The following is a 22668-nucleotide window of genomic DNA, read 5'->3' as shown; positions in this document are numbered from 1 at the left end:
AAACATGTTCGTTTCAAATCCAAGATGGAGGCAATCATGAAAGCAAGATCACCAAAACTGACAAGAGCAGTCGCCATGTCCTCGAAGTTCCTCACCGCCGCAGCCCTTCTTATGCTGCCGGCTCTCGCGTTTTCCGGTCAGACAAAAGTCGCAGGACAAGCCGGTTCGCCGGAAGTCAGAGCAGACCCAGGCCAGCAGGCGCTGATTAAGGTCGAGAAGCGGACGGCCTCCTACTGGCGCGTCACCTTCGCCAATCCACCGTTCAACATCTTTGGACCGGAGACGATCCCTCAGATGGAAAAGGTGGTCGCTGAGATCGAGACGGATCCTGATCTCAGGGTCGTGGTGTTCGACAGCTCGGTTCCCGGGTTCTTTCTCACCCACTACAACTTCACGCCACCCCTTGCCGAGTCCACCAGCCTTCCCTCGGGACCGACAGGTCTCCATCCCCTCCCCGATATGCTGGTACGCATCAGCAAGTCTCCAGTGGTCTCAATCGCCCTGATCCGAGGGCGTGCGACTGGGGTCGGCAGCGAACTTGCCCTCGCCAGCGACATGCGTTTCGCAAGCCGCCAGAAGGCGATCCTGTCCCAATGGGAAGTCGGCGCGGCCCTCGTTCCCGGCGGCGGACCTATGGCACGGCTTCCACGGTTGATGGGACGCGGCCGCGCGCTGGAAGTGCTCCTCGGGTCCGACGACATTAACGGCGATCTCGCGGAGAAGTACGGCTACGTCAACCGTTCGTTCGACGATGACAAGCTCGATCCGTTCGTCGATGCCCTTGCGACCCGGATCTCCGGCTTCGATCGCCAGGCGATCGCGGACACCAAGCGCCTGGTCGATTTTGCGAGTCTCCCGAGCGACCCTGAGATCGCGGCAGGCTGGGATGCGTTCATTACGTCGGTCCAGCGTCCGGTGGCTCAGAAGAATATCGGTCGCCTCCTGGACATGGGCCTGCAGAAGGATCCGGACGTCGAAGCCCGGCTCGGACACTACACCCAGTCTCTGGCCGACAAGTAGACGAGGCAATCCTCGCGCAGAGGCTCGGCACATTCACGAAAGAGGCGCAACTTTCCGAGACCTTACTGAAATCCGGCGGGCGTTCAAACGCACGCCGTTTTTTCGCCCCATGAAAAGTATTACTTTTTTGCGCCGTGAGGGTTGGCATGCCCTTTATCGACGCCTATGTGAGTTCGACAGCCATCCGTTGACGGTTATGTCGATCCTCCGATCCCGCGTGCGGTCACGGTCAAGGCTTCGCATTTCGAAAGGATCCACGATGACACTCTCCGGCGACCTTCTTATAGGCGGCGCGAACGTGCGCGGCGCGGCTGCGGCTTTCTCTGCAATCAATCCCGCCAACGGCACACCTATGGAGCCGCGCTTCGCGGGCGCGACGAAAGAGCAGGTGGAGAAGGCCACGGCTTTGGCCTGGGAAGCCTTCGCGGTCTACAAGGAGACCTCGCTCGAGGATCGGGCGCGTTTCCTTGAAGCTATTGCCGAAGGAATACTTGCACTTGGCGACGAACTCGTCCTGCGCGCGATCGACGAGACGGGCCTGCCGCCTGGACGCATCGAAGGAGAGCGCGCCCGAACGGTCGGGCAGCTTCGCCTGTTCGCAACAGAGGTGCGCGAGGGCAGTTTCCGGGAACTCCGTTTCGATCCGGCCGACGCTGACCGCAAGCCGGTCGCGAAACCAGACCTTCGGCTGCGCAATGTCGCCCTCGGACCGGTTGCTGTGTTTGGAGCATCGAACTTCCCCCTCGCCTTCTCTGTCGCCGGAGGCGACACCGCATCCGCCCTCGCCGCCGGCTGTCCGGTTGTCGTAAAGGCGCACTCCGCCCATCCCGGAACGTCTGCGCTGGTTGGCAAAGCCGTCGCCGACGCCGTCGCGGCATGCGGTCTTCCGTCGGGAACCTTCGCGCTTCTGTTCGACGCAGGATTCGAGGTGGGCCAGGCCCTGGTCGCTGATCATCGGATACGCGCCGTGGGCTTCACCGGCTCGCGTCGCGGGGGGACCGCGCTGATGAAGATTGCATCGGAGCGGAAGCAGCCGATACCTGTCTACGCCGAGATGAGTAGCATCAACCCGGTCATCCTTTATCCGAATGCACTTCGGAGCCGGGGAGCCGAGATCGGAAAAACTTTCGCATCCTCGCTGACCCTCGGCGCTGGTCAGTTCTGCACCAATCCGGGTCTGATCATCGCGATCGACGATGCGGGTCTCGATGCCTTCATCGAAAGCGCCGCTGCAGCGCTTGCAGGATCTCAAGCTCAAACCATGCTCACCGGCGGCATATGCGAGGCCTATCGCGAGGGCGTTGCCCGGCTGGCGGCCTCTTCCTCAGTGTCCCAGGTCGCCGCGGGAAAAGACGGATCGGACTACCAGGCTGCGGCCGCCCTCTTCGAAACAAAGGCTGCGGCGTTTCTCGCGGAGCCCGAGCTTCAGGAAGAGGTCTTCGGCGCCTCCGGTCTGATCGTACGCTGCCGGGATGAAGCAGACCTGCAAAAAGTCGTCGAATCCTTGGAAGGCCAGTTGACCATCGCCCTGCATGTCGACGCCGGCGACATTCCGCTCGCCTCGCCGATGATCCCGCAGTTGGAGCTTCTTGCAGGCCGCCTTCTCGTCAATAGTTTCGGAACGGGCGTCGAGGTTTCACCGGCAATGGTACATGGCGGCCCTTATCCGGCCACGTCGGACGGGAGATCGACCTCCGTCGGTACATTGGCGATCTTCCGGTTCTTGCGGCCGGTTTCCTACCAGGACTTTCCGGTAGACCTTCTTCCAGCGCCGCTCAAGAAACTCTAGGCGGCCGTGACCGCTTAAAAAGAACAATGTCGTGGGGGGCGGCAACTGCCCCCACGACAAGGAATTATCGGGATCAGACCTCTGCCGCCTTGGCGGCCATCGTCGCCTTAGCCCACCAGACGAGCTCGTCGAGCGCAGTCGTCGCCGACGGCAGGAGATTGGCCTCGATCTCCTCGATCGGCTTGTTGCCACCCATCGGGAAAACAGTGAAGAAATCGCTGCCGCCGATATGGACGGCTGCATGGGTCGAAACCATCTGCAACTCGACGCCGATCCCACGCAGATGCTCGAGCGCACGCGAACCACCAGCAGAGCCGTAAGCAATGGCGGTGAACGGCTTCCGAGCCCACTCCACGTAGGACTGGTCGAGGGCATTTTTCAGCACCCCGGTGATGGAGCGGTTGTATTCGGCGACGACGAAGATGTAGCCGTCGTAGCGCCCAACGGTCTGCTGCCAGCGGACAGCTTCGGCATTCTGGCTAGGCGCCCACGCGTTGGAAGCAACCTCGTCGAAGAACGGCAAGGGATAATCGCGAAGATCGACCACCTCGACAACGATGTCGTTGCGGGCTTGCGCTTGCTTCAATATCCACTGGGCTGGCTTGTCGGCAAAGCGCCTCGGGCGCGTGGAGCCGATGATGATGGCGATCGTTGGTTTCGTAGCCATGGTATTCCTCACTTTGGTCGAGTTGAAGTTGATGACCCTCTGAATAAGGATCAGTTGCTGTTCAGGGCGTCTGAGTACGCATAGAGCCCAGGGGAACCTCCCGTCATGACGAACAGGACGTTCGAACCTGGCGCGATGACTTCGGTTTCTATGTCGGAAAGCATTCCGGCGAAGGCTTTGCCTCCGTAGACGGGATCGATGAGCAGGCCTTCTGAGCGACCAACGGTCCTGACCGCTTCGACCATATCGGAGGTAGGCATGCCATAGCCGCCACCAAGCTGCGTGTCGCTGATCGTCAGGTCTGCCGCTTTAACGCGGTCATCCTTGCCGAGGAGCTCGAAGACCGCATTGACCTTGTCTGCGGTCGCGGCGACGCATGCGTCCTCTGACGCCAGAACGGTGTATGCTCTTACTCGGGAAAGATCTTGCCCGCCTACAGCCGCCCCCGCCACGAGCCCGGCGTGCATGCCGCCGCTGCCATTGGGGACGACGATCTGCTGGAACACGGTATCCATTTCCCTCGACTGCGCCGCAATTTCAAACGCGCAGTCGACATATCCGAGAGCCCCGACCGGAGTCGAACCGCCGAGCGTGCCTACAAAGGCCTTTCCTCCGGATGCGGCAACCTCAGAAGCCCGACGGAGAGCGAATGCGCCCGCATCGTCTCCCACTTCCAAAATATGAACGCGCGCACCAAACAGTCGGTCGAGGAGGACATTGCCATTGGCTTGATACATCTCCGTCTTGCGGGGCACCATTTGGGCAAGAACGATCTCACACGCGAGTCCGATCCTCGCGCAGGCTGCGGCAGCCAGTCGGGCGAAGTTCGACTGCACTCCGCCTGTTGCGATCACGGTGTCACAGCCGTCCGCGATCGCCTGCCCAAGCAGAAACTCAAGCTTTCGAAGCTTGTTGCCACCGCCGCCCAACTCCATCAGGTCGTCTCGTTTCACCCAGATGGCGACGCCTTTTTGCCGACTACCAAGCACCTGCTCAAGTCGGCTCAAGCGCTGGATCGGCGTAGGTCCCTGCATCAGCCGGACGCGCGGGAACTGGCTTAGTAGATCGAGGTCGAGCATTTTCATGTTCCAATTTCAGTGATTCGGTTCTGGGCGTTGGCAACGTAGCTTGCTTATGCCGGCGCCTGCGCTGGAGTTCGATATCGCCGCGCTGGAATGTCGGCCTCCCGCAGACGTGACGACCTGCCTTGGGATTGAACAAAGTCGAATGCTTCAATGGATCGCCCGTTAATAGCGCCGATGATATTGTGYGATGGTATCGGCGACACCAAAGTCTCTCCGCTTGATGGACAGCACACTGGGCGGACGGCTGTCCCAGGAACTCATATCCCAACTTCCCGAACGAGTGGATGCGAAAGCCGCCGCGTTCACGTCCGCCGGTGATCTCCCAGCCGCCTTCCCGGGGGCACCGCGGCGCTCGGTGTCCATTAGACGCGCGACGGCGGTGAGCCGGACGACAACTAGCCTGGCTCGTATTCTGAGTAGCTGCTCAATGAGCTTTCTGGCCCGGAGCTCTCAAAAACAAGCCGCTCCGGACATCCTCTGTCCGCCAATTTTTCTAGCCGCAATTAAGGCTCATAAGAACAGTCGCCTTGCTGCAGACAATCAACCGTGACTCGGCATAATCACTTGAGACTTCCGGCTTCAGCCGCGATGCGTCCCAGTTCCGAACGTAGACGCTGAGCTGCGAAGTCGAGGAATGCCCGAACTTTAGGAACTGCGGCACGCCCCTGAGGCGTGAGAATATGGACCGGCAGCGGCGGCGGTTCATCGTCCCGGAGCAGGATCTCTAGCCGCCCGTCGCGGACATATTCGGCGACATGGTAAGAGTACAGCCTCGTCACGCCCATCCCCTCAGCAGCCGATGCCGCAGCCGCCCGGACACTATTGACGAGATAGCGCGGCGAGAAATGGATGGTTCTGGGAATGGATGACCCCTTGGCTGGTGCGAAGGCCCAGGAATCCAGCCCGAAATTCGTAAACGTGATGAGATCGTGCTTGGGAAGATCGGACGGTTCTTGAATCGAAGCATGTCTTTCCAGATAGCCCGGAGCGGCCACCACGACGCGCCGGACGTCGCCGCCGATACGAATGGAAATGTGCGTCGAGTCTGCGAGATTGCCTATCCGCAACGCCACGTCCACGCCCTCGTCGACGAGATTGACGAAGCGATCGAGCATCAGGAGGCGAATAGAAACGCTGGGGTGCTCACGGAGAAAGCTGTCAACAATCGGCCGCAGCACCTCCTCGCCGAGAATGGGCGGCGCGGAGACGGTGATGATTCCCCGCGGTGAGGATCGTTCTGCTCCGGCGATCAGGTCAGCCTCCTCAAGGTCGACCAGGACCCTCCGGCAGGCTTCCACGTAGCGCTGGCCCGCTTCGCTGAGCTTCAGGCTCCGCGTCGTGCGGTGAAGCAATTCGACGCCGACATGCTGCTCGAGCAATGCCAGGGCCCGGCTGATCGCTGTCGGGGATCGCTTCAGCCTTCGGGCGGCACCAGCCAGGCTTCCTTCCTCGACGGCCGTGACGAAGACCTTCATTGCATCAATGCGATCCATGACCGACTCCTTCTCGCTGAGCGAATATCTTCACAGCATGCGTCGCGACGCAATATCCTCGATCTCCGACTCAGCGTCCCGGCCGAACAACGCTCCGTTTAGAACATAGATGGACGGGATCGCGCTGACGCGAGCCAACTTCGGTGGCTATCGCTGCCATCACCGGAAGAGATGCGCCAGAACGGAGTGTGGCTTTCTTTGAGCGGGCAGCATGACGTTCACTAAGCCGTTCCATAGCAAACGGTCGCATCACGGGCAGTTCTGAAGCGCAATCCAAATGTGCGTGCGGCTCTCGAGGAGCTTGAACACCCGCGTCGACGGCAACACGTGTGAGCAGCGACCTGGCCACGCCGGCCATCAATCGGCACGCTTGCACGCCACCGCCTACGCCAGCGCCGACCGATACTATAGGACAATATACGGAAAGTTTATTAGATCGGAGGATGCCCTCCAGGGAACGGTCCCTGGAAAGGATAGGTATGGAAGTGGAACTCGCTCGGGTTCTGGAGACATTGCCGGGAATGATCTTTACTGCCCTCCCGGACGGCCGCATCGATTTCATGAACAGTGTTCTGATCGACTTTCTCGGCCTCACCGCGGCGGCTACGGCTTGGCAATTCGCCACGTCTGCCGACGGTTCGGAAATCCTCGCAGGGCGCTGGAACTCGTTCCTTTGTGGACACGATCCGTTTGAAATACACTTTCCGATCAGGCATCCCGCGACCGGATCTCGCGGCCTCCATGTTCGATGCAACCCCATGGTCGAGAACGACCGAGTGGTGAAGTGGTATGGTGTGGCGACTGAATGGTGCGGCTCCAGGCTCCAGCCTCAATGCTCCGGCACGAAGGATGAGACCCAGGTAATACTGGAGAGCATTCCCGCGGGTATCGGAGTCCTCGATGCGAACGGCAACGTGGATACGATCAACGGACATCTCCTCCAATATTACGGCCGGACGCTCGAAGAACTGCGACAGTGGGGTAGCAGCGATGTCGTCCATCCAGATGACATGCCGGGGCTGACAGAAGCAGTCAAACGCGCTGTCGGCACCGGAACGGCCTACGAAGCCGAGGTGCGACTCCGGCGCGCTGACGGCGAATACCGATGGTTTCAGATCGTTGGCTATCCCCTCGCGGACGAGAACGGCGGCATCGCCCGGTGGTACGCGCTCCACATAGATGTCGATGATCGGCGAAGGGCCGAGGATGCCCTCCGATCTAACGAACTGGAGCTTCGGAAAATTGTCAACGCGATGCCTCTCACCGTGTGGACCAGTCTTCCCGATGGCTACTGCGACTTCGTGAACGACAGATGGCTGGACTATGCAGGCTTCACCGCCGAACAGGCAGAAGGCTCCGGTTGGACATCCGTCGTTCATCCGGAGGATGCCAGTCATCTAGCGGAGTCCTGGAACGCCTGCCTTGCATCGGGAACTCCCGCAGACTTCGAAGCAAGAATGCGCGGATCCAATGGGGGCTATCGGTGGTTTTTGTTTCGCGCGACCCCGCTCCTTGACGATGATGGAAAGATCGTCAAGTGGTACGGAACCCACATCGATATCGAAGACCGGAAGCGCGCCGAGCGAGCGCTGGCCGAGCGAGAGCGCGAGTCCCGCCTGATCGTCGACGGCATTGCGGGCATGATTGCGATCTTCTCGCCGGACGCCCAGTTGATCGACGGCAACCAGCAGATCCTCGACTATTTCGAGCGTCCGCTCTCGGAGTTGAATGACTGGTCGAGCAACGGAATCACACACCCCGACGATCTGCAGACATGCATCGATAGCTTTATGGGTTCCATCGCCACGGGAGAACCCTACGATTACGAGACCCGGTTTCTCCGTCACGACGGCACCTGGCGATGGTTTCAGCTCAGAGGGCTTCCCCTGCGCGACGCCGATGGCAAGATAATCCGGTGGTACGGTCTATTGACCGACATCGATGACCGAAAGCGGGCAGAGGAGAAGCTGCGCCGAAGCGAGGCGTTTCTCGCGGACGCCCAGCGACTCAGCAAGACCGGAAGCTTCCTGATGAATCTTGGTACGAGCCAAGTCACCTGGTCGGCGGAAACCTATCGCATATTTGAAGTCGATCCAGCGACGCAGGTGACGCTCGACGTGGTCCTTTCTCGGCTGGATCCCGACAGTCAGGCGGCGGTCGGGCAGGTAATCGATAAAGCTAACGAAGGAGACGGCGATTTCGACTATGACATAACTCTAGTCACTCCAGACCGATCGGTGAAATACGTCCGTGTTCTCGCGCACAGCGAGCGGAACAAGGATGGCGAACAGGAGCTGATTGGTGCCGTGCAGGACGTTACGGAGGGCCGCAAGGCAGAAGAAGCACTGAATCAGGCGCGTTCGGAGCTATCCTACGTGACCCGCGTCACCAGCCTCGGCGTTTTAACCGCATCGATTGCCCACGAGGTCAACCAGCCGCTTGCCGGAATAGTCACCAACGCAAGCACGTGCCTGCGAGTTCTGACTGGAGACCCCCCAAACATCAATGTGGCCAAGGACACAGCCCGCCGGATGATCCGCGACGCGAACCGCGCCGCCGACGTGATTGCCCGCCTTTGGGAGCTGTTCAGCCGGAAACCGCCCCCGCTTGAGGCAATCGACATCAATGAGATTGCTGGCGAAGTCATTGCCTTGATGTCGAGCGATCTGCAGCACTCGAAAACGTCCTTGACGACCGACTTAGCCAACGATCTGCCGCGCGCGGCCGGCGCTCGCGTGCAGCTTCAGCAAGTTGTCATGAATCTTCTCCGGAATTCAATCGAGGCGCTGTTGGCGGTAGAAGACCGACCGAGACGAATCCGTCTGAAGACAGAGGCAAGCGGCGGAGAGATCCGCCTTTTAATCGAGGATACAGGCGTAGGATTTGATCCCCAGGGAATCGACCGTATCTTCGATGCCTTCTACACTACGAAGCCCGACGGCATGGGCATCGGCCTCTCTGTCATCCGTTCGATCGTCGAGAACCATAACGGACGACTGTGGGCCGAACCAAACGCAGACCACGGTGTGACAGTAGGATTTTCGGTCCCGACGTCTTCGAGCGGCGATCAGGAACGCGCAGGACCGTCAGAGGTACCAACGACAAGCGACACACAGAGGTATTTATGACGAACAGCAAAAGGCATGTCTCGGTCGTCGATGRCGACGAATCCGTCCGCGAAGCCCTCCCGGATCTTCTCCGCTCGTTCGGTTTATCCGTGGACGCTTTCGCGTCTGCTGAGGTGTTTCTGAATTCCAAGGCGTCAGAGACGAGCGACGGCATGATCCTGGATGTGGCGATGCCTGGTATGACGGGGCCGGAGCTGCAGCAGGAACTTGGTCGAAGAGGACGGCAAATCTCGATCATTTTCATAACGGCGATCAAGGATGAGAACGTGCGGTCTAGGCTGATGCGAGCTGGGGCGTGGGACTGTCTGTTCAAGCCCTTTAGCGGCGAGGACCTCCAGGATGCTCTGCGGCGCTCGTCATTGCTGGATTGATAGCGAAGTTCGTGTCGCGCGCTTTGGAAGGAAGGCAATCCGGCCCATGTCGCAACGTTAAAAGTCAACTGCCGGGCGGTAGCCGTCAACGGCTTGATATTGTAGGCTATCCGCCGAAAACAAGGGCTTGGGTGGGCGATGGGGATTGATGTCTGCCAATTCTTCGATGCGCTGCCCGGCATGGTCTGGACCATGCTGGCGGACGGCCAAGTCCATTTTGTCAACCGGAGCTGGGTAGAGTTCACGGGACTCCGATTGGCGTCGGACGAGGCTTGGCGCTGGGAGGATGTGGTGCACCCGGCGGATCTTGGAGCGCTTGCCGCTCACCTGCAGAGCGTCAGGTCCGCAGAGAAAGACGGAACTGTCCGGGCACGCCTGCGAAATGCTCTCGGCGAATTTCGCCATTTCCTCATCCAGTGGGCGCCTCTTGAAGAGAGCCCCGGTGAAGTTGTGAAGTGGTGCGGGGTCGCCACCGACGTTGAAGCCGTTGTCCAAGAGCGGGAGAGATCACAGGCCGCACTCGACTTCCAGCTTGTCGTCGATAGCATTCCAATACCCGTTGCCGTGACTACTCCTACTGGGGAAGTCGAAGGCCTGAACCAGTTGACCCTTTCGTATTTCGGGCTGGGTCTCTCCGAACTAAAGAGTTGGAAGTCATCGGAGGTCGTCCACCCGGATGACTTGAACGAAACGATCGAAGCCCAACTCGCCGCTCACATGGCGGGGACATCATACAACGTCGAGAGCCGCCATCTGCGGACCGACGGCGTCTATCGCTGGCACAATGTGCTGGGCCTACCGCTTCGGAACGAGGCGGGCGACATCCAGCGCTGGCTCCATCTGCTGATCGACATCGATGATCGAAAACGTGCCGAGGTTGCCCTTGCCAACAGCGAACAGGAATCCCGCCTGATTGTCGGCACCATAGCCGGGATGGTCGCGCTCTTCACGCCCGACGGTCGGTTGGACGGTGCCAATCGACAGCTTCTCGACTACTTTCGACTGCCGCTCGAGGAAGTCGCGAATTGGGCTACCAACGGCATCACCCACCCCGACGATCTGCAGTATTGTGTCGAGACATTCGCGACGTCGCTTCGAACGGGGGAGCCTTATGATTTTGAAACGCGCTTCCGTCGCCATGACGGCGAATTCCGATGGTTCCAGGTCCGCGGCCACCCGGTCAGAGAAGATCATGGCAGGATCGTCCGCTGGTATGGCCTGCTGACCGATATCGACGATCGACGCAAAGCCGTCGAGGCGTTGCGCGAGAGCCAGATCGAGCTGCAGTTGATCGTCAACTCTATTCCTGGGCTGATCGTTGTGATCGGTCCCGATGGAGCGATCGAAGATGTCAACGATCAGGCGTTGCGTTATGTCGGCTATGATCTATCGGAATTTCGGAAGTGGCAGACCAATGACATCATCCATCCAGACGACCGCGAGCGGGGTGTCGCTAGATTCGCGGAGGCGGTCGCCTCCGCCCAATCCTACGAAGTCGTGGAAAGGCTTCGGCGGCACGACGGTGTTTATCGCTGGTTCCAGGTCCGGGGAACCCCAGAGCGCGACCACGAAGGAGCCGTGGTGCGATGGTACTTCCTTCTGAACGACATCGATGATCGCAAGCGCGCAGAGGTGGCTCTGGAGAACAGCGAGAGGGAATTCCGCCATATCGTCAATATGGTTCCCGGCATGATCATACTGTCGCAGCCCGATGGAACGCTCGACGGAAGCAATCAGCAGCTACTTACCTATTTCGGAATCTCGCTGGACCAGGTGCAGGATTGGTCCACAAATGGAATAACCCACCCCGACGACGTACAAGTCAACATCGACACGTTCATGGGTTCCCTCAAAAGCGGCGAGCCCTACGACTACGAGAGCCGTTACCGCCGTCACGATGGCGTTTTTCGCTGGTTCCAGGTTCGGGGACAGCCTCTCCGAGATGCGGCTGGTAAAATCGTTCGCTGGTATGGCCTGCTCACCGATATCCACGACCGAAAGCAAGCAGAAGAAGAACTGCGTCGGAGTCAGGCGTTCCTCGCGGCCGGCCAGCGAGTTAGCAACACCGGGACGTTCTCCTGGAATGTCCAAACTGGCAAATTGACGCTTTCTGAGGAATGGCGTCGCATATACGGGTTCACCGAGGATGAGCAGGTCACACTCGATCGGATACGGGAAAGGATCCACCCCGACGATCTCGATTTTCTTGCTGAGAAGATGACAGCGGTTCGTGAAGGCAAAGGCAATCTGGACTATGAACTCCGGCTGCTGGACCGGGACGGCAACATCAAACATGTTAGAGTGATAAGTCATGCTATCGACCACCAGGACGGGCATCGCGAGTTGCTCGGAGCAATCCAGGACGTCACGCACAGGCGGCTTGCGGAAGAGGCGGGTGATCGACTGCGATCTGAACTGGCGCGGGTTACGGGTATCCTCAGCCTCGGGCAGATGTCGGCGGCGATCGCACATGAGGTCAACCAGCCCTTGTCGGGCATCATTACAAATGCAAACGCCTGTCTGCGAATGCTTTCAGCGGATCCACCCAACGTCGAAACGGCCCTTGAAACAGCGCGCCGGACGATAAGGGATGGCAATCGAGCGACCGAAGTCATCGCCAGACTGCGGGCGCTATTCAGCAAGCGCAGTATCGAATTCGAAGACATCGATATCAACGACGCGGTGAGCGAGGTGATCGCACTCTCGGCTGGAGACCAGAGACGCAACAGCGTCGCGGTTCGAACGTCCTTCGCCAACGCCCTCCCTCGGGTCAACGGCGACCGCGTTCAACTTCAGCAAGTGATCAACAATTTACTTCGGAACGCCATCGACGCAGTTTCCGGGGTCAAGGATCGTCTGAAACTTGTCGAGATCCGAACCGACCTTGACGGTGACGGACAGATAAGCGTCGCGGTCAGCGACAATGGAATTGGTTTCCCCCCGGACGGAGGGTCGCGGATTTTCGAGGCGTTCTACACCACGAAGAACGACGGGATGGGGATCGGTCTTTCAGTCTGTCGTTCCATCATCGAGAGTCATGGCGGACGGCTTTGGGCTGAACCCAACCAGGGGCCGGGCGTCACAATGCACTTCTCCATGCCGTCGACGGAGAAGGCAAGCATCACGGCAGCCTCGCGTTGATGAACTGGCATCGCGCGCGGTTCCGATCGCTGTTGAGAGTTCACTAGCGACAGCGGCATGGCGATCTAGCCGAGACGTCCCTCTAATACCAAGGTATCGGCCATACCTTGGTGCAATAGTTGCAGCGCTCCTTTGATGTGACCCTCCTCCTCGTAGAAGCAAGGCGAACACGCAAGGAGGACGCCATGTCCCATATACAGCCAACGGTCACCCGTCGAACACTGCTTGCGGTCGCTGCGTCCGCGAGTGCTATGAGTATGATCCCGGACGCATTCGCGGCCACGACCGCGACGTCCGACTTGAAGCCGTTCAAGTTCAGCGCAACCGAGGAACAGCTCGCGGATCTTCATCGTCGCGTTGCTGCGACCCGGTGGCCGGACGAGGAAAACGTCCCTGACGATAGCCAGGGTGTCCGGCTCGACACGATCAAGAAGCTCGCCAAGCATTGGAAGAGCCATGACTGGCGAAAGGTCGAAGCTCGGCTGAATTCTTTTCCGCAATTCATCAGCGAAATCGACGGGCTCGATATCCATTTCATCCACATCAAGTCGAAGCATGAAAACGCGCTGCCGATCATCATCACCCATGGCTGGCCTGGGTCTATCATCGAGCAATTAAAGATCATCAAGCCGCTGACAGATCCTACGTCTTACGGCGGCAGCGAGGCCGATGCCTTCCACGTGGTCATTCCATCGCTTCCGGGCTACGGCTTTTCGGGCAAGCCCCGGCAGGCGGGATGGAACCCACCCCGCATCGCAAAGGCCTGGGCCGTGCTGATGCAGCGCCTCGGCTATACGAAATACGTCGCCCAGGGCGGCGACTGGGGCAACGCCGTCACCGAACTCATGGCGGTGCAGGAGCCCGCCGGCCTTCTCGGCATTCACACGAACATGGCGGCTACAGTACCGGCCGATATCGCCAAGCTTCTGTCGTCAGGTGCGCCGACCCCGGCCGATCTCTCGGCCGATGAAAAGCGCGCCTACGAACAGCTCGACGATTTCTACAAGAACGGCCTCGGCTATGCGATCGAGATGAACAACCGGCCACAGACGCTTTACGGCATCGTGGATTCACCGATCGGGCTCGCCTCCTGGATGCTCGACCATGATATCCGCAGCTACCGGATGATCGCCCGCTCCTTCGACGGCGAGAAGGAAGGGCTGACCCCAGACGACGTGCTCGACAACGTCACCCTCTACTGGCTGACGAACACGGCGATCTCGTCGGCGCGCCTCTATTGGGACAATGCCCATTTCCCTTCCGGCGGATTCTTCGATCCGCGCGACATCAAGATCCCGGTCGCTGTCAGCGCCTTTCCGGACGAGATCTACCAGGCGCCGCAGAGCTGGGCCGAAAAGGCCTATCCGAAGCTCATCCATTACGGCCGACCGCCAAAAGGCGGGCATTTCGCCGCCTGGGAGCAGCCGGAGCTGTTCACTGCGGAATTGCGCGCCTCCTTCAAGCCGCTGCGCGACCAGATCTGACGTCGCCCGGCGCGGTCATACTGCGCCAAACCCACCGCTTAGTCGTGCCCAATCAAGGAGAATGAAAATGCGTGACAACCAGATCGTCGATTCCAGCTTCACAGCGATCATCAATGCGCCGATCGAGAAGATCGACATTCCATCCTGGTGCTTCTCGCTGCCGGAGAAGGAATATCAGGGCTGCTCGCCCGCTCATATCGCCGCCGGGTTCACCACGGCGCCGGACGGCACCCGCATGTCTATTAACGTCGAGACCATCGGCGGCAGCCTGATGGTCCAGCATTACCACGAGACGCTGGGCGAGAAGACCCACCTTATTCTTGACTCGGATTCCGACGTCTTCACGCCGACCGGACGGGTCGTCATTCACGTGACGTGGGAGCTCAGCGTCAAGGCGCTCGGCAAGGATCGATGCGAATTCACCAACCGCGTGCAATCCTTCGCAACCGACGAGATGCTGGCTGGACTCGACCGCCAGGGCATTCCTTTCGAAATCTTCCGGACGCAGCGCCAGCCGATGTCGATCGCCCACAACAAGGGAGAGACCCCGCTCTTCGCGGCAAGCATCGAACGCTTCGCCCTACGCGGCCAGCAGTCGTCAAAAGCTGCGTAAAACGGCAGGAGAGCCAACATGAGCGACTTATCCTACGATCCCGATATCACCGGTCTGCTGGTGGTCGACCCGTACAACGACTTCATCAGCGAGGGCGGGAAAATCTGGCCGCACATCCAGGCAGTCGCAGAGGCGAACAACTGCGTCCCGCACATGGAGCAGATACTCAAGGCCGCCCGAGCCGCCAAAATCAGGGTCTTCTTTGCAATGCATCACCGTCTGCGCGAAGGTGACTACGAAAATTGGAAGTATATCACTCCCATTCAGACACGGGCATGGAAGCGCAGAAGCTTCGAGTACGGAACCTGGGGTGGCGAGTTCCGAGCCGAGTTCGTGCCCGTTGCCGGCGAGACCGTCGCACAGGAGCATTGGTGCTCGAGCGGTTTCGCCAACACCGACCTCGACAATCATCTAAAGCGGCAGGGCATCCACCGGGTAATCGTCATCGGCCTGATTGCCCATACCTGTATCGAGGCGACCGTCAGGTACGCGGCCGAACTCGGCTACGATGTCACCGTGGTAAAGGACGCTGTCGCCGACTATTCCAACGAGATGATGCATGCGGCCCTGGAAATCAACATGCCGAACTACGCCAGCGCCATCGTGACGACGGAAGAGATCCTGAAGGCAATCTCGTCCGCCCGTCGCACCGCTGTCGCGGCCGAATAGTCCACTCGCATCGGCAAGCCCCTCCGGCGATGAGCGCCGGACGGCCTTTTCCCATCCTGCACCAAGGAGCTCATGATGGATCAGAAGTCTAAAGTCCTCTACACGGCAAAGACCCACACCAGCGGCGGCCGCGAGCACGGCGTTGCGCGCAGTTCAGATGGCCAGCTCGACCTAAAGCTTGGCGTTCCCGGGACCGCCAAGCCTGGCACTAACCCCGAGCAACTGTTCGCCGCCGGATGGTCTGCATGCTTCGAGAGTGCCATTGGAATCCTTGTGCAGAAGAAGCACATCAAGCTCTCCGGCGAAGTGACGATCGATGCAGAGGTGGACCTCAATCTCTCCCCGACGAGCGGCTATTCGCTGACAGCTCGTTTCGCAGTTGGAATACCGGGCGTCGATCGCGAAGTCGCGCAGCAGCTCGTCGATGAAGCACATCAGATCTGCCCTTACTCGAAAGCGACGCGCGGAAACATTGGGGTCACATTCACGCTTGCCTGATGCTGGAGTCGCCCCGCTACAGGAAAGGGACCTATCCAACGCAACTCGTTTTTGAGTAGGGTGCACGAATGGTTCAATCGGAAGACGGAAGTTGCTATGCCCACCGTATCGACACTCGGCGCAGCGGCTCCCGCCCTCGCCGGAGACCAACACTCCGATCGAGAGAAGCTGGTCGCCCATTCCGAGGAGTTTCGGAAGAGGATCATTGAGGTTACCGAGGGCGTATTTGCCGCCATTGGCTACTCGGCGAGCAACGTTACCCTGATCCAGGGCCAGGGCGGCTCAATCATCGTGGACACCTCTGCGAACCCTGTGGATGCGAAGGCTATCATGCAGGCGTTCGGGGAGCGCATGATCCATCCGGTAAAGGCAATCATCTACACTCATAACCACCCCGACCATACCGGAGGCGCGTCCGTGTTTGCGGGCGATGAAAAGCCTGCCATCTATAGCCACAAGCTTCTGATGATGACGACGGCCGGCATGGGTCGGGGTCAGCGTGATGGCGGCGATGCTTTCGGTATGCGCCTACCCGACGCGGACTTTATCAACGCCGGAACGCAGTTGGAGTACGGCAGGGTGACGCCCCATACCCGCGAGGGGTTCTTACCGCCGACAAACACGTTTGATGGCGACGAGGAACACCTCGTCCTCGCAGGTGTCCCGCTCCATCTGATCTTCACGCCGGGCGAGGCCGACGAGAATATTTCAATTTGGCTCCCCGATCGAAAGGTGCTCATCGCGGGCGACGTCTTGCTGAAGACATTCCCGAATATCGCGCCGCTACGCGGCTTGCCGACGCGCCCGGTCGAGAAGTGGATTGCGAGTCTGGACAAGCTGCTTTCCCTCAACCCGGATTTCATCGTGCCCGGCCATATGGGCACGATCGAAAGCGCCACCGAAGCTAAGGATGCACTCACGGCCTACCGGGACGGCATCAAGTTCGTCTACGACAAGACGATGGAGGGCATCGGAAATGGCAAGACACCAGAAGAACTGGTTGAGGAAGTCAAGTTGCCGGAAAAGCTTGCGCAACATCCATACCTGCAGGAGTTCTACGGTAYTGTCGCGTGGTCTGTCCGTGGCATATATTCGCAGAATGCGGGCTGGTTCGATGGAAACCCGACTCACATTTTTCCGCTGACCAACAAGGAGCGGGCGGAAAAGCTCATCGAGATGATCGGCGGCTGTCCGAAAATGCTGGAAGGCGCCGAAAAGGCACTTGAGGCTGGTGAGTATCAATGGGCAACCGAACAAGCCGACTATCTGCTCGCTATCGATCCGGAGAACGGCGCGGCAACGAACGTGAAAACTCGAGCGCTGCGCGCCCTGGGAGAGCGTCAGATGAACGCCACTGCCCGCAACTATTTTTTGACTGTAGCAAATGCCTTAGGAATTCTTGACTAAACAGCTCTACAGGAAGTCTACAGGCGCAAGGATAGTAGCCTAGGCCACCATTCGAACCAGCGTCTGGGCCACCCTTCGGCTGCTGGTTCTCAGCTAGCGCAGCATGAACTCGAGGATTCCACGCGATGGTTTTTTCGATTTTGAATGATGGCGACGATTGCCTCAGCCAACTGAAACAATTTTTCCGAACTCAGGTCTTCCATGGTCGTGCCCCTCCTCTTCGCTTCAAGCATGCCGCGGAACCGCGACACTGCCTCGCGATCGAGTCCTTGATCTGCTTCCGCTGTCACGCAACCCGACACCGTATCCGTCATCCAAGTCATCCCTCGCTATCCACACCCAATGGTGACAAGAGAAACCGTCGGCAGCAACACTCGCTCCGTTACTACTTCGTCAGTCACTGGCAACGGCGGATCGCGTCGACGGTAAAAAAGCGGTCGCAGCGGACGCCCTCCAAATCTCATGAGCAAAGATTCAGTCAAGACCGGGCGGAACCGGTCCGCGGTTGACGATCTGATACCCGAGCCGACGCAAGGCATGGATCAGGTCGGCTGGCCCTCTTCGATCATCAACCTTGACCTCGCCAAATCCTTGCCATTGGCGTCGCTCCCAAGCGGAGAAAACGGCTGCGAATGCTTGATACTCGGAGTGATCCATCGGGAACGGCTCCGGGAAGTGGGCCATGTAGACTTCGCCACCGTTGAAGGATTCCCATTGGATGACGAGTGTTTTCATAGCAGCCCATCCAGGTTGACGCTGACGATAAATGTAACCAGGATATCGTAGTAATGCACGGCTGAGACTTTCGCCTCATCCAGTGCGGCCTTGAGTGCCGCTGCCGGACCCTCACCTTCGATCGGAGCGATCCAGGATCGCTGATTTTTTGTCTTTCCGGAAGCCTGCTGTCTCGATCAGCCGACAAAACCTGTGACGCCTTTGAACAGAGGGTACTGGGACTGCGAACGCGGAGAAACGGTAGATTGGTTGCCGGCGACCATCGGCGATCATATCGTCAATTGTCGGTTCGCGACCGTCGAGCACCGCCTGAATCTGGGCAGCTTGGCTATAGGTTCGCTGCCAATGGAATACGATGGTCGGGATCATTCGTTGTCGTGCGGGTGCTTGAATGGGCGGCAACATAGGATCCTCCGGCAATCAGTCGTCAAAGCGAACGATTATCTCCTCAAGGTGTCTGGTGATGTCACTCACATCCACAGCCCGGCCGCCGGCAGCTCGCTCTCGATTTCTGATTTCCTCAAACATATCTGCCCCCTCGTAGAGCATATAGGTTTCAACGGCCCGCCGGATGATATGCGCTTTGGACTTTGCTGTGAGCCTAGAGAGGCTTTGCACATCCCGAAAGATGTCCTTCCGGATTCTCACCGGCATCAGAACCCACATGGAGTTGGATTTCCTCATAGTGCATCCTTTCTGAGAACTGATCGCCGACTAGCCTCGGCGTGACTTACTCGCGTTGGCTAACAATTCCGATTTGTTGCAGCCGCGGAGAGCGATGCGTCATCGAACGCCATGCCATTGGAAGGACCTCGCGCTAAACACTGTCCATGTCCGCGGATCCAACAGAAAGTCTCCGCTTGGCGACAAGGGCGACCGATAGAGTCGTCAGGCGCGCCTGATCTTGCTTCAGTATGATCTTCGCATTTTCGAACTCCGTCTGAAGAATTCGATCAACTTCTCTCGACAGCCTTGGTGGTAGCGGAAATTCAGAACCCACGGTGGCCGCACTGGCATAAAAGCGCGGCACGTCGCCCATGCCGAACGATGCGACCATCCTCTTCGCGATGCCAGTTGCGACATCGAGGTCGGACCCGGTGAACGACGCGCCCCCAATTGACCGACCGCCAAGCGCCACTTCTTCTGCAGCAAGACCAGCGAGTTTTATCCGGATCTGCGCTCGCAGATTCTCCTCCGTAGGCGCAATCGAATCCTTGGTGGCGTACTCGGCGCGCCCCGCCGACTGGACGCCGTCTTTCTCGATAAGCGTTTCGGATAACCTGACATCGACCCGGTCCGCCCAGCCGGAGTTGAGCGCAACAATGGCGTGCCCGATCTCATGCGTCGCCACTCGCTGGAGCATTTCCGCGGAAAGCGGCACCCGCGCCGGCATGCACTTTTCGACATCCACCAGATCGATCTGCCGTCGCTCCTTGCGTGCGAGTCTTTTGATCGCTCGCGACAGGAGCTCGAGATCTGCAGGCGTGGGATCGTCGAGATCGTCGGTAAACCGCTGAAGACGATCAGCCGGGAATCCTTGGAGGTGATGAGACAGGATTGCGGCGCGCTCCGCCGGTGTCGGTGGATCGATGACGATGTGGTGCTCGAACCGGCCGGCACGAAGAACTGCCGGATCAATGTCCCCTACGCGGTTGGTAGCGCCGAGCAAGATGAATCCTGGCCACCCCGCAGAAACGCTGCAGAGCTCGAGGAATGTGTTCATGACTTGCGTCTCATAGAAGACGCTGTTGCTTCGGTTCGCTCGATTACCGATCGAGTCCAGTTCGTCGATGAAGAAAACGGCACTTGGCTTAGATCGTGCTTCTTCGAAGGATCGGCGCATCGCGCGGAGCATGTCCCCCAGATGTCCGCTGCCGCTCGATTGCCATTGGCCCGCAGACGTCGCTACCAAAGGCATCTCGAGTTCAGCGGCGAGAGAGCCGGCGCACATGGTCTTCCCGGTGCCGGGAGGTCCGATCAGCAACGCCGCGCGGTCGACATTCGACCAGGCGAGCGCCCCCTCCTTCCAGGCTCCAAGATCGACGGCGAGGTCCGACGCCCAGCTTCGAACAGCGGCCAGCCCAGGCAACTGGCTAAGTTTGGAAACTCGCACCGGGGGCTCTGAATCCTGGGTTTGCCCTAGGTCGTCGAAGTTTACGCCATCCAGCGATTGGCGGCACAGCAGGGCGTCGATTGTGGCCCAATCCTCGTCGACCAACCGTTGAGCAACCTCCACAGCAATCCTTGGTCTGCCAGTTAGCTCTCGGACCGCAAGTATGTGCCGAGCCGTCGGCTTGTCCACTGTAAGAACCGCGTCAGCCGCCAGCTTCACGTTGCGCGGAAGCGCGCGGTGGCTGTCAGCAATCACGATCGTCTGTGCGTTCGCGCGAAGAACATCGACGTCTGGCTGTAGCCTCGATCCTGTTTCGAAGATCACGACTTGATGCCTTGTGGTGTCCGCGCGAAAAAACGCTCTGTGTTGCCCGGATATGAGTAGCTCGGCTGCACGCTCGAAACGACGTATCCATTCTTTCTCGACGATCACCACGACCAAGCCGGGCGCATTCTCGCGAAACTGAGGCGTATGACGGACGGCGCGCCGCAGGGCACAGGTAGCGAGTAGCACGCCTGGTCTCTTTCGGATTTCGCGGAAGGCCGCCGCTGTGATCCGGTGCCTCATCGTATCGCCTCCGAACCCAGCCGGTACCAGCCGTTTAGCGTTCGGATAAAGGATTCGTCATCGTCACGGACGATCGCGAAGAGCTGACTGGTCGTGATGCGAGCTCCATCCTGATGAGCAGGATGCCCTTCAACAGTGCCCTCAGCGCAGCTCACTTGGCAAAAGTTTGGAATCCATTGGTTCAAGACTGGGCTGGCCATAAGTCCTGGAGCAGTGATCAACCCTGCTGCCAGATTGTCCAGATCGGCGGTAAGGCGTTTCAGCCGGGCGATGTCTTCGATGAAGTGGATCTTCAACGTGTCGCTCATGGCAGTTCGCCCTTCTTCTCAGTACCCAGCCGATACCAACCGTCGAGGGTACGAACAAAGTGTTCGTCGTCAGCATGAACGTGTGCGTAGATTTCGCTGGTAACGATCCTGCCGTCGGGAAGGTACAGATGGCCTTCGACCTCACCATCGAGGCAGTTCACTTGCCGCTGGGCACGGCTCCACTGATCAAGAACAGGAACAGACATGAGGGCAGGTGCAGAGGCGTCACCCGCCTCCAGCCGCTCGAGATCCGTGATCAGTTTCCGTAGGCGAGGCATTTCACTTGTTATGCGGATGTCCATGATTCGGATGTCCTCGATTCAAATTGAAAGGATTCGCAAACTCCCGCGGAGTCTTTTCGACTCCGTTGGCGTCCATTGGACGTCATTTCTGTTGGACGTCAACAATTGTTTCCGAAATTTTTTGATCGACCCACAGATCCATGCTTATGAATCCTTATGGATGAGTTCCCTCCGATACTTTTGCGCATCGCGCGTGAATTCCTTGGCCTAAGCCAGGACGACGTCGAGGTCATTTCCGGTACTTCTAGGAAGGCAATCCAGCGGGCAGAGCGGGGCGACAAGGGAGTTTCCCGGTACCTCTTCGCCAGCCTTAAATCCTTCTATGAGAAGCAGGGCATCGAATTTGTGCCGCCAAGCGGCGATAGCGGATGGGGCGTGTTCAATGTGAACGTCAAGCGCGGTTCGACACAGCTAAATAGCCTGGGCGATATCCCTCCCTCGCGACGGAAGAAGCCTTCTGACGAGGGGAAAGAGACTACCGGATAGACGGGATAATCACCCGACGATGGAATGATGTGGGCTTATTGTCGGCGAAAAGAACGACCATTACAGCTTGGTCTCACTTGGCTGAACCAGATCCGCTTTGAACAATCGCGACGATTTGTTGGAACAGAAATGCTGGCAAAGCCAGCATACATCTTGTCCGTAACTAACATTCTGCAATGACAACGACTGATATCAACGCCTCCAGAGAAATGGGGATTTCGATTGCCGATAACATCGCTCTTCTTGTGTCGCTTGCGGCGTATCAGGACGGACAACATCAGTTAAGGCTTCGACCGGTTTGATGCCTCCGCGGGAACGAACCGCGATCAGGTCTCAGAGAAGAAGAAGTGCTGTCCCGAGACGGGGCAGCGAGGCAGATCTCCTTCCGACGACAATCAGACGAATTGACGCCCGTGAGGAACGGGAGGAAACCCGGCAGTTTCTCATCGACCGCCTATGAGGCAAAAGGGCCCTGTTTCTCGCGCCGATTGAAAGGACCGGTTGAACCATCAGCCTCGCGACGATGTCAGGCGAACACCAGCGTACATTTTGCGGCTTGCTGCCCAAATGCGAAAGCAATTAACCCGAAAACCAGCGGGCCACCGCTTCGGATGTATCATACGGAAGACAAAAAATGGAAAAATTGACGGGCTAACGCCCGACTTGTTTGTTTTTCTACTTCGAATGAAAGCTCGACTCGCCTGTAGCGATGGGCATCGGCGGTCGGCTAACATTCGAAGAAACGGGATCCGCCTAGTCGGCGGATGAGCAGGCATAAAGTGTGTGACGCAG

General features: G+C 58.8%; 20 protein-coding genes. 11 read left to right on the top strand and 9 right to left on the bottom strand.

Features of this window, described 5'->3' with window-relative positions; genetic code table 11:
- Positions 1-36: 36 nt before the first annotated feature.
- Both AC1DOG_RS10555 and AC1DOG_RS10550 read left to right on the top strand, forming a co-directional pair.
- Positions 37-1020 (top strand): enoyl-CoA hydratase/isomerase family protein, encoded by a 984-nt coding sequence (locus AC1DOG_RS10555; protein WP_477927847.1) that lies wholly within the window; start codon positions 37-39, stop codon positions 1018-1020.
- Positions 1021-1279: 259 nt separating this feature from the next.
- Entirely contained in the window at positions 1280-2809 is a 1530-nt protein-coding gene (locus AC1DOG_RS10550) for an aldehyde dehydrogenase (NADP(+)) (protein WP_477927845.1), read from the top strand.
- A 73-nt stretch (positions 2810-2882) separates the two neighbouring features.
- On the opposite strand, the gene AC1DOG_RS10545 is transcribed toward AC1DOG_RS10550, so the two are convergent.
- The 3 genes from AC1DOG_RS10545 to AC1DOG_RS10535 all read right to left on the bottom strand — a co-directional run bounded on the left by AC1DOG_RS10545 (position 2883) and on the right by AC1DOG_RS10535 (position 6054).
- The gene (locus AC1DOG_RS10545) at positions 2883-3476 is read right to left on the bottom strand and encodes an NADPH-dependent FMN reductase (protein WP_477927843.1); all 594 of its coding nucleotides are present in this window, start codon (positions 3474-3476) and stop codon (positions 2883-2885) included.
- A gap of 50 nt (positions 3477-3526) precedes the next feature.
- Positions 3527-4555, bottom strand: coding sequence for a D-cysteine desulfhydrase family protein (locus AC1DOG_RS10540; RefSeq protein ID WP_477928157.1), 1029 nt, complete (start codon positions 4553-4555; stop codon positions 3527-3529).
- A gap of 566 nt (positions 4556-5121) precedes the next feature.
- Positions 5122-6054: a LysR family transcriptional regulator gene (locus AC1DOG_RS10535; protein WP_477927841.1), complete on the bottom strand. Its 933-nt coding sequence runs from the start codon at positions 6052-6054 to the stop codon at positions 5122-5124.
- A 479-nt stretch (positions 6055-6533) separates the two neighbouring features.
- Here AC1DOG_RS10535 and AC1DOG_RS10530 point away from each other — a divergent pair, with 479 nt between their 5' ends.
- The 8 genes from AC1DOG_RS10530 to AC1DOG_RS10495 all read left to right on the top strand — a co-directional run bounded on the left by AC1DOG_RS10530 (position 6534) and on the right by AC1DOG_RS10495 (position 17365).
- Positions 6534-9182, top strand: a complete 2649-nt coding sequence (locus tag AC1DOG_RS10530; RefSeq protein WP_477927839.1) for a PAS domain-containing protein — start codon at positions 6534-6536, stop codon at positions 9180-9182.
- Positions 9179-9553, top strand: coding sequence for a response regulator (locus tag AC1DOG_RS10525; protein WP_477927837.1), 375 nt, complete (start codon positions 9179-9181; stop codon positions 9551-9553). Before AC1DOG_RS10530 ends, AC1DOG_RS10525 begins: the two co-directional genes overlap by 4 nt.
- Positions 9554-9691: 138 nt before the next feature.
- Positions 9692-12694 (top strand): PAS domain S-box protein, encoded by a 3003-nt coding sequence (locus tag AC1DOG_RS10520; protein ID WP_477927835.1) that lies wholly within the window; start codon positions 9692-9694, stop codon positions 12692-12694.
- Between the two features lie 185 nt (positions 12695-12879).
- Positions 12880-14178 carry an epoxide hydrolase family protein gene (locus AC1DOG_RS10515; protein ID WP_477927833.1) on the top strand — a complete coding sequence of 433 codons (1299 nt, stop codon included), beginning with the start codon at positions 12880-12882 and terminating at the stop codon, positions 14176-14178.
- Between the two features lie 67 nt (positions 14179-14245).
- Positions 14246-14791 carry a hypothetical protein gene (locus AC1DOG_RS10510; RefSeq protein ID WP_477927831.1) on the top strand — a complete coding sequence of 182 codons (546 nt, stop codon included), beginning with the start codon at positions 14246-14248 and terminating at the stop codon, positions 14789-14791.
- A gap of 18 nt (positions 14792-14809) precedes the next feature.
- Positions 14810-15460 carry a cysteine hydrolase family protein gene (locus tag AC1DOG_RS10505; protein ID WP_477927829.1) on the top strand — a complete coding sequence of 217 codons (651 nt, stop codon included), beginning with the start codon at positions 14810-14812 and terminating at the stop codon, positions 15458-15460.
- Positions 15461-15535: 75 nt separating this feature from the next.
- The gene (locus AC1DOG_RS10500) at positions 15536-15958 is read left to right on the top strand and encodes an organic hydroperoxide resistance protein (protein WP_477928155.1); all 423 of its coding nucleotides are present in this window, start codon (positions 15536-15538) and stop codon (positions 15956-15958) included.
- A 96-nt stretch (positions 15959-16054) separates the two neighbouring features.
- The gene (locus AC1DOG_RS10495) at positions 16055-17365 is read left to right on the top strand and encodes an alkyl sulfatase dimerization domain-containing protein (RefSeq protein WP_477927827.1); all 1311 of its coding nucleotides are present in this window, start codon (positions 16055-16057) and stop codon (positions 17363-17365) included.
- 89 nt (positions 17366-17454) lie between these two features.
- Here AC1DOG_RS10495 and AC1DOG_RS10490 read toward each other — a convergent pair whose 3' ends face one another.
- The 6 genes from AC1DOG_RS10490 to AC1DOG_RS10465 all read right to left on the bottom strand — a co-directional run bounded on the left by AC1DOG_RS10490 (position 17455) and on the right by AC1DOG_RS10465 (position 21390).
- Positions 17455-17679, bottom strand: a complete 225-nt coding sequence (locus tag AC1DOG_RS10490) for a hypothetical protein (protein WP_477927825.1) — start codon at positions 17677-17679, stop codon at positions 17455-17457.
- Between the two features lie 160 nt (positions 17680-17839).
- Positions 17840-18100, bottom strand: coding sequence for a hypothetical protein (locus AC1DOG_RS10485; RefSeq protein WP_477927823.1), 261 nt, complete (start codon positions 18098-18100; stop codon positions 17840-17842).
- 420 nt (positions 18101-18520) lie between these two features.
- Positions 18521-18784 (bottom strand): hypothetical protein, encoded by a 264-nt coding sequence (locus tag AC1DOG_RS10480; protein ID WP_477927821.1) that lies wholly within the window; start codon positions 18782-18784, stop codon positions 18521-18523.
- Positions 18785-18917: 133 nt separating this feature from the next.
- Positions 18918-20726 (bottom strand): AAA family ATPase, encoded by a 1809-nt coding sequence (locus AC1DOG_RS10475; protein ID WP_477927819.1) that lies wholly within the window; start codon positions 20724-20726, stop codon positions 18918-18920.
- A 50-nt stretch (positions 20727-20776) separates the two neighbouring features.
- Complete coding sequence (locus AC1DOG_RS10470; RefSeq protein ID WP_477927817.1) at positions 20777-21088, bottom strand: hypothetical protein; 312 nt, start codon at positions 21086-21088, stop codon at positions 20777-20779.
- Positions 21085-21390: a hypothetical protein gene (locus AC1DOG_RS10465; protein WP_477927816.1), complete on the bottom strand. Its 306-nt coding sequence runs from the start codon at positions 21388-21390 to the stop codon at positions 21085-21087. Before AC1DOG_RS10465 ends, AC1DOG_RS10470 begins: the two co-directional genes overlap by 4 nt.
- Positions 21391-21546: 156 nt before the next feature.
- Here AC1DOG_RS10465 and AC1DOG_RS10460 point away from each other — a divergent pair, with 156 nt between their 5' ends.
- Positions 21547-21876 (top strand): helix-turn-helix domain-containing protein, encoded by a 330-nt coding sequence (locus AC1DOG_RS10460; protein WP_477927814.1) that lies wholly within the window; start codon positions 21547-21549, stop codon positions 21874-21876.
- Positions 21877-22668 lie beyond the last annotated feature (792 nt).

The sequence above is a fragment of the Rhizobium sp. 01N48 genome (assembly GCF_056399145.1).
The sequence above is the reverse complement of the archived record's forward strand: the minus strand, read 5'-3'. Positions and strand labels throughout refer to the sequence as shown.

Coding starts and splice junctions, on each gene's coding strand:
- AC1DOG_RS10500 (WP_477928155.1), top strand. CDS start 15,536: ATGGATCAGAAGTCTAAAGTCCTCTACACGGCAAAGACCCACACCAGC.
- AC1DOG_RS10460 (WP_477927814.1), top strand. CDS start 21,547: ATGGATGAGTTCCCTCCGATACTTTTGCGCATCGCGCGTGAATTCCTT.
- AC1DOG_RS10470 (WP_477927817.1), bottom strand. CDS start 21,088: ATGAGCGACACGTTGAAGATCCACTTCATCGAAGACATCGCCCGGCTG.
- AC1DOG_RS10510 (WP_477927831.1), top strand. CDS start 14,246: ATGCGTGACAACCAGATCGTCGATTCCAGCTTCACAGCGATCATCAAT.
- AC1DOG_RS10465 (WP_477927816.1), bottom strand. CDS start 21,390: ATGGACATCCGCATAACAAGTGAAATGCCTCGCCTACGGAAACTGATC.
- AC1DOG_RS10535 (WP_477927841.1), bottom strand. CDS start 6,054: ATGGATCGCATTGATGCAATGAAGGTCTTCGTCACGGCCGTCGAGGAA.
- AC1DOG_RS10520 (WP_477927835.1), top strand. CDS start 9,692: ATGGGGATTGATGTCTGCCAATTCTTCGATGCGCTGCCCGGCATGGTC.
- AC1DOG_RS10545 (WP_477927843.1), bottom strand. CDS start 3,476: ATGGCTACGAAACCAACGATCGCCATCATCATCGGCTCCACGCGCCCG.
- AC1DOG_RS10480 (WP_477927821.1), bottom strand. CDS start 18,784: ATGAGGAAATCCAACTCCATGTGGGTTCTGATGCCGGTGAGAATCCGG.
- AC1DOG_RS10555 (WP_477927847.1), top strand. CDS start 37: ATGAAAGCAAGATCACCAAAACTGACAAGAGCAGTCGCCATGTCCTCG.
- AC1DOG_RS10505 (WP_477927829.1), top strand. CDS start 14,810: ATGAGCGACTTATCCTACGATCCCGATATCACCGGTCTGCTGGTGGTC.
- AC1DOG_RS10550 (WP_477927845.1), top strand. CDS start 1,280: ATGACACTCTCCGGCGACCTTCTTATAGGCGGCGCGAACGTGCGCGGC.
- AC1DOG_RS10540 (WP_477928157.1), bottom strand. CDS start 4,555: ATGCTCGACCTCGATCTACTAAGCCAGTTCCCGCGCGTCCGGCTGATG.
- AC1DOG_RS10530 (WP_477927839.1), top strand. CDS start 6,534: ATGGAAGTGGAACTCGCTCGGGTTCTGGAGACATTGCCGGGAATGATC.
- AC1DOG_RS10485 (WP_477927823.1), bottom strand. CDS start 18,100: ATGAAAACACTCGTCATCCAATGGGAATCCTTCAACGGTGGCGAAGTC.
- AC1DOG_RS10490 (WP_477927825.1), bottom strand. CDS start 17,679: ATGACGGATACGGTGTCGGGTTGCGTGACAGCGGAAGCAGATCAAGGA.
- AC1DOG_RS10515 (WP_477927833.1), top strand. CDS start 12,880: ATGTCCCATATACAGCCAACGGTCACCCGTCGAACACTGCTTGCGGTC.